At 61.8% G+C, this 4939-nt stretch carries 5 protein-coding genes and 1 pseudogene; 1 reads left to right on the top strand and 5 read right to left on the bottom strand.

Annotated features, from left to right (window positions below; translation table 11 throughout):
- Window positions 1-431: pseudogene (locus tag BLX41_RS34280) on the bottom strand (pyruvate carboxylase subunit B); the annotation flags it as partial.
- A gap of 11 nt (window positions 432-442) precedes the next feature.
- On the bottom strand, window positions 443-1858 hold the full coding sequence (locus BLX41_RS02625; RefSeq protein ID WP_015637534.1) for an acetyl-CoA carboxylase biotin carboxylase subunit: 1416 nt from the start codon (window positions 1856-1858) through the stop codon (window positions 443-445).
- Between the two features lie 190 nt (window positions 1859-2048).
- Here BLX41_RS02625 and BLX41_RS02630 point away from each other — a divergent pair, with 190 nt between their 5' ends.
- Window positions 2049-3011, top strand: coding sequence for a LysR family transcriptional regulator (locus BLX41_RS02630; RefSeq protein ID WP_123723652.1), 963 nt, complete (start codon window positions 2049-2051; stop codon window positions 3009-3011).
- On the opposite strand, the gene BLX41_RS02635 is transcribed toward BLX41_RS02630, so the two are convergent.
- From BLX41_RS02635 to BLX41_RS34285, 3 genes are all read right to left on the bottom strand, one after another.
- Window positions 2953-3165 carry a PA3496 family putative envelope integrity protein gene (locus tag BLX41_RS02635; RefSeq protein WP_081002137.1) on the bottom strand — a complete coding sequence of 71 codons (213 nt, stop codon included), beginning with the start codon at window positions 3163-3165 and terminating at the stop codon, window positions 2953-2955. The two genes, BLX41_RS02630 and BLX41_RS02635, sit on opposite strands and share 59 nt — an antisense overlap.
- Window positions 3166-3350: 185 nt before the next feature.
- Complete coding sequence (hexR, locus tag BLX41_RS02640; RefSeq protein WP_011064325.1) at window positions 3351-4217, bottom strand: transcriptional regulator HexR; 867 nt, start codon at window positions 4215-4217, stop codon at window positions 3351-3353.
- A gap of 167 nt (window positions 4218-4384) precedes the next feature.
- Window positions 4385-4939 (bottom strand): EAL domain-containing protein (locus BLX41_RS34285; protein ID WP_259744350.1); only part of this gene is annotated, 555 nt, incomplete at its 5' end.

A 4939-nucleotide genomic window follows, 5' to 3' on the forward strand; every position in this document is an offset into this window, starting at 1 on the left:
ATGGTGCCCTGGGCGTGCTTGCCGGCGGCCTTCACCGCTTCGATCGCCACCCGCAGGTTACGCACGTCGTTCATGGCGTCGAAGATGCGGAACACGTCGATGCCGTTGACCGCCGCCTTGGCCACGAAGGCCCGGACCACGTCGTCGCTGTAGTGGCGGTAGCCCAGCAGGTTCTGGCCACGCAGGAGCATCTGCAGACGGGTGTTGGGCAGCGCGGCGCGCAGTTTGCGCAGGCGCTCCCAAGGGTCTTCCTTGAGAAAGCGCACGCAGGCGTCGAAGGTCGCGCCGCCCCAGACTTCCAGGGACCAGTAGCCGACTTTGTCGAGCTTGTCGCAGATCGGCAGCATGTCTTCGGTGCGCATGCGGGTCGCCAGCAGCGATTGGTGGGCGTCGCGCAGGATGGTGTCGGTTACATGAATCTTCTTGGACATTGTTTTATTCCTCACAGGCCTGCGTGGGCGGCGATGGCGGCGGCGATGGCCAGGGCCAGCTCTTCGGGTTTGCGCTTGATCGAGTAGTTGGTCAGTTCCGGATGGCTCTCAACGAAGCTGGTGTTGAACTGACCGCTACGGAATTCCGGGTTGCGCAGGATTTCCTGGTAGTAGGCGGCGGTGGTCTTGACCCCTTGCAGACGCATGTCGTCCAGGGCGCGCAGGCCGCGGTCCATTGCCTCTTCCCAGGTCAGGGCCCAGACCACCAGTTTCAGGCACATGGAGTCGTAGAACGGCGGAATGGTGTAGCCGGTGTAGATCGCCGTGTCGGTGCGCACGCCGGGACCGCCGGGCGCGTAGTAACGGGTGATCTTGCCGAAGCTGGGGAGGAAGTTGTTCTTCGGGTCCTCCGCATTGATCCGGAACTGCAGGGCAAAGCCGCGGTGCTGGATGTCTTCCTGTTTCACCGAGAGCGGCAGGCCGGAAGCAATGCGGATCTGCTCGCGGACGATGTCGATGCCGGTGATTTCCTCGGTGATGGTGTGTTCCACCTGCACCCGGGTGTTCATCTCCATGAAGTACACCTCGCCCTCGGCGAGCAGGAACTCCACGGTGCCGGCGTTCTCGTAGCCCACGGCCTTGGCCGCGCGCACCGACAGGTCGCCGATGTAGGCGCGCTGTTCCGGAGTCAGCTGCGGACTCGGGGCGATCTCGATGAGCTTCTGGTTACGGCGCTGGATCGAGCAGTCGCGCTCGAACAGGTGCACCACGTTGCCAAAGCTGTCACCGAGGATCTGCGCTTCGATGTGCTTGGGATTGACGATGCATTTTTCCAGGAACACTTCCGCCGAACCGAAGGCCTTGGTGGCTTCGGAAATCACTCGGGGGAACGCCTGCTCCAGCTCTTCACGGCTGTTGCAACGACGGATACCGCGGCCGCCACCACCGGAGGTGGCCTTGAGCATCACCGGGTAGCCGATGCGGTCGCCTTCACTCAGGGCTTCATGGATATCCGCGACGTTGCCTTCGGTGCCCGGGGTCACCGGCACGCCGGCCTTGATCATGCTGCGACGGGCTTCGGTCTTGTCGCCCATGCGCCGGATCACTTCCGCCGACGGGCCAATGAACTTGATTCCACGTTCAGCGCAGATGTCCGCCAGTTCGGCGTTTTCCGAAAGAAAACCATAGCCGGGATGCAAGGCATCACAGCCGGTTTCCACCGCCAGGTTCACCAGTTTGCGGGGGTTCAGGTAGCCGGCCAGCGGCTCGGCGCCAATGCTGTGGGCCTCATCCGCGCGCTTCACATGCAAGGCATGGCGATCGGCGTCGGAGAAGATCGCTACCGAACGGATGCCCATCTCGGCGCAGGCACGCACGATTCGTACGGCGATCTCACCACGGTTGGCGATCAGGATCTTTTTTATCACTTGGAGGTTCCCTTGAGCCGTTGGAACAAACGACCCGCTAGACCGAGTCGGCGCGTGACCAAATGTTTCAAGTCAGTCGCCGCGTCACACTAGCTCTGCAGAGGGATTAACAAAAATCAATAATTATTGGGTTGGGCATAAGTAAAGACTTATAGTCGTGCCACCAGCCCTTGGCGCGAGCACTCGAACAATGCGTAAGTCCTTGATGAGACTGACATTACGTCAGTTGCAGATTTTCAATGAAGTCTGCGATCTACGCTCCTACAGCCGCGCCGCCGATGAAATGAATCTCACCCAGCCCGCCGTCAGCCTGCAGATTCGCCAGCTGGAGGAGCTGATCGGCCAGCCACTGTTCGATTACGTAGGCAAGAAGCTCTACATGACCGAAGCCGCCGAAGCCCTGCAGCGGGCCAGCCGCGACATCTTCGGGCGCCTGGAAAACCTCGACATGCAGCTCTCGGACATGCAGGGCTCGCTGCAGGGCCAGCTCAAGCTGGCGGTGGAATCCAGCGCCAAATACTTCGTCCCGCACCTGTTCGCCGCCTTCAAGCGCCAGCATCCGGAAGTCCACCTGCAACTGACCGTGGTCAACCGCGCCCAGGTGATCCGCCGCCTCTCGGACAACCGCGACGACCTGGTGATCATGTCCATGGTGCCCCAGGACATGGAGCTGGAGTTCCTGCCCTTCCTCAACAACCCGATCGTCGCCGTGGCGCCGCCGGACCACCCGCTGAGCCATATGGGGCCGCTGCGCCTGCAGGATCTGGAGCCCTACACCCTGGTACTGCGGGAACAGGGCTCCGGCACCCGCCTGGCCTGCGAGGAGTACTTCAAGGAGAAGCGCGTGCACTTCACCCAGATCCTCGAAGTGTCGTCGGCGGAAGCTCAGCGTGAGTGCGTACGGGCGGGTCTGGGCGTGGCCTTGCTGACGCGCCACGCCCTGAACCTCGAGTTGGCGACCGGCGGCCTGATCGAGTTGCCGGTCGAAGAGCTGCCATTGCTGCGCAGCTGGTGCCTGGTGCAGGCCAAAGCCAAGCGCCTGTCACCGGTAGCGCATGCGTTCCTGGGATTCATCCGCAGCGAACGCGTGCAGATCAGCGGGCTGGTTGAACGCTTCGACGGGAAGCCGCGGGTGCCGCCTGCCAGTAATTGACGGCCTCAAGCTCGGGGTAATCGTTGATTTGCTGTTGCAACTGACGCAGCTCGAAGCGGTGTTCGATCGCACGACGAAATTCCATGCGGCGCTGGTCTTCCTGCTGACGACGGGTCTTGACTGCGCTGTTGCTCTCTTCGTAAGGCCGGGCCATTTCGAGTCTCCCAATGCGAGTACGGGAGCTTCACGATGGACGTCGGCGGTTACGATTTGGCGGCGGGTCGGTTACAGGACGATGAACATTCACAGCGCCTACCAATCTGTAGGAGCTGGCTTGCCAGCGAAGGCGTCCGTCAGCGCGATGCGCAACCCAGAGGCCGCATCACCGGCCAGAGAGACTCAATCGTCCAGGGCTTTGACCGACTTGGGCGAGAGGCGCAGGCTGCGAAGGCTGCGCTTGACGCTCTTGAGGTGGTTCACCAGGCTCGGCCCGCGAGCCATGGCCACGCCCATCGCCAGCACGTCGATCACCACCAGGTGGGCGATACGCGAGGTCAACGGGGTGTAGATCTCGGTGTCTTCGTGCACGTCGATGGCCAGGTTGACCGTGGACAGCTCGGCCAACGGCGTCTGGCTCGGGCACAGGGTGATCAGCGAAGCGCCGCTTTCACGCACCAGATTGGCGGTGATCAGCAGGTCCTTGGAACGGCCGGACTGGGAAATGCAGATGGCCACGTCGGTAGGCTTCAAGGTCACCGCCGACATCGCCTGCATGTGCGGGTCGGAATAGGCCGCCGCGGTCAGCAGCAGACGGAAGAACTTGTGCTGGGCATCCGCCGCCACCGCGCCCGACGCGCCAAAGCCGTAGAACTCCACACGCTGGGCCTGGGACATGGCCGTCACCGCCTGCTGCAGGGCCACCGGATCGAGCTTCTCGCGAACTTCCATCAGGGTGTGCAGGGTGGTGTCGAAGATCTTCAGGCTGTAGTCAGCGACAGAATCGTCTTCATGAATCGCGAACTGGCCAAAGCTGGCACCGGCGGCAAGGCTCTGGGCCAACTTGAGCTTCAGATCCTGAAAACCGGAGCAACCGATGGCACGGCAGAAGCGCACGATGGTCGGCTCGCTGATGCCCACGCTGTGGGCCAGGTCCGCCATGGAACTGTGCATCACGGCCGCAGGATCAAGGAGCACGTGATCGGCGACCTTGAGCTCCGATTTGCGTAACAAATGACGTGACTGGGCGATGTGCTGCAACAGGTTCAAAGGGCTGGACTCATTGTTATTGGCTGACGCCGGGGATGTAGCAAGCTTGTAGTTATACTACAGGAATCGTCTTTTTGCCTGTTCAATGCATCATCAATTTGCCGGCCTGCCCCCCATTTTCAGCCGGGTACGACTTATGTAGCCGCTGTGGCAGGCGTCGCCGCCCGTTAGCGAGTCTGGGCTTGCAACAGCTGCGCGAGCGCCTCGGCATTCACCGGGCGACTGATCAGGTAGCCCTGAACTTCATCGCAGTGTTCAGCCCTCAGGAAGGTCAGTTGGGCAGGATCTTCGACCCCCTCGGCCACCACCTTCAGCGACAGCCCGTGAGCCATGGCAATGATTGCCCGGGTAATCGCTGCATCTTCCCCACCTTCGGCAAGACCACGGATAAAGGCCTGGTCGATCTTCACGTAGTCCACCGGGATGCGCTTGAGGTAGCTCAGGGACGAGTAACCCGTGCCGAAGTCGTCGATGGCCAGCTTCACCCCCAGATCACGCAGTTGCTGGAAGGTCGCGATGATGTGCTCGACGCTGTCCAGGAGCTGGCTTTCAGTCAGTTCCAGTTCGAGGAAGTGCGGCTCCAGGCCGGTTTCTTCCAATACCTGGCGCACCAGGCTCACCAGCTTGCCCTGACGCAACTGATACACCGACAGATTGACCGACACCCGAATCGGCTCCAGCCCCTGGCGCTGCCATTCGCAGGCTTGGCGGCAGGCCTGACG

The sequence above is a fragment of the Pseudomonas protegens genome, assembly GCF_003732485.1.
GTDB lineage: Bacteria > Pseudomonadota > Gammaproteobacteria > Pseudomonadales > Pseudomonadaceae > Aquipseudomonas > Aquipseudomonas protegens_B.

Bases quoted from the DNA above. Each gene is read 5' to 3' on its own strand.
- BLX41_RS02630 (WP_123723652.1), top strand. From the start codon at position 2,049: ATGCGTAAGTCCTTGATGAGACTGACATTACGTCAGTTGCAGATTTTC.
- BLX41_RS02635 (WP_081002137.1), bottom strand. From the start codon at position 3,165: ATGGCCCGGCCTTACGAAGAGAGCAACAGCGCAGTCAAGACCCGTCGT.